Origin of the sequence: Streptosporangium sp. NPDC023615 (assembly GCF_040640155.1) — a bacterium.
GTDB lineage: Bacteria > Actinomycetota > Actinomycetes > Streptosporangiales > Streptosporangiaceae > Streptosporangium.
In genome coordinates this window covers 1-1,332 of the sequence record NZ_JBFABE010000179.1, presented here as the reverse complement: position 1 = coordinate 1,332, position 1,332 = coordinate 1, and the positions used below count along the sequence as shown (strand labels likewise).

At 70.0% G+C, this 1,332-nt stretch carries 1 protein-coding gene; it reads left to right on the top strand.

Annotated features, from left to right (window positions below):
- Positions 1-1,332 (top strand): beta-ketoacyl synthase N-terminal-like domain-containing protein (locus tag AB0G16_RS38775; protein WP_362816028.1); only part of this gene is annotated, 1,332 nt, incomplete at both ends.

The window sequence follows — 1,332 nt, the reverse complement described above, 5'->3', positions numbered from 1 at the left end:
TCCCCGCCACCAGCATCGCCTGGGGCCTGTGGCAGCAGACCAGCACGATCACCGAGCACCTCAACACCGCCGACCTCAACCGCCTGACGAAGATCGGGCTTCACTCCCTCACGACGGCCCACGCGCTGTCCCTCTTCGACAACGCCATCACGACACACCACCCGCTCCATGCCGCCGCGCACATCGACACCACCCAGCGTGTCTCCCACATCCCGCTCCTGCTCAAGACGCTCCTGCGGCCACTGAAGAAGGCCGTGCCCAAGAGCGGTGCCGTCGCCGACCTCGTGTCGCTCACCCCGCAGCAGCGCACGGAAGCCCTCGTCGCCCTCATACGCACCCACACGGCCGCGGTCCTGGGACACGCGAGCCCGGACTCCGTCCAGGCCGAACACGCCTTCCAGCAGCTCGGCCTCGACTCCCTCACCGCGATCGAGCTGCGAAACCAGGTCAACGCCGCCACCGGCCTGCGGCTGCCCGTGGCGGTCGTCTTCGACCATCCCACTCCGACCGCCCTCGCCGCGTACATCTCGGCGCAGCTCACCGGCACCGAGACGCCGGCCGCCCCCGTGGTACGGGCCACCTCGAGCTCCGGGGAGGACCCGATCGTGGTCGTCGGCATGGCCTGCCGCTTCCCCGGCGGCATCCGTTCCCCCGAGGACCTGTGGAAGCTGCTCGAGAACGAGGTCGACGCGATCAGCGAGTTCCCCTCCAACCGCGGGTGGGACCTCGACGCGATCTACGACCCCGACCCCGAGCATCTCCGTACGTCCTACACCCGTCACGGCGGTTTCCTGCACGACGCCGACCGCTTCGACCCCGAGTTCTTCGGCATGTCCCCCCGCGAGGCCCTGGCCGCCGACCCCCAGCAACGCCTCCTGCTGGAGGCCACGTGGGAGACGCTGGAGAACGCGGACATCGTCCCGGCCACACTGCGCGGCAGCCGCACCGGCGTCTTCACCGGACTCATGTACCAGGGACACGGCGCGAGCATCTGGCAGAACATCCCCGAAGAGGTCGAGGGGTACGTCGCGGGCGGCAGCTCGGGAAGTATCGCCTCTGGCCGGATCGCCTACACCTTCGGGTTCGAGGGGCCGACGTTGACGCTGGACACGGCGTGCTCGTCCTCGCTGGTGGCGCTGCACCTGGCCGCCAACGCGCTGCGGAACGGCGAGTGTGATCTCGCGATCGCGGGGGGTGCGACGGTGATGTCCGTTCCCGTGCCCTTCAGCGAGTTCTCCCGGCAGCGTGCTCTGGCACCCGACGGCCGCTGCAAGCCGTTCGCCGCGGCGGCCGACGGTACGTCCTGGTCCGAGGGCGTCGGGCTGGTGCTCG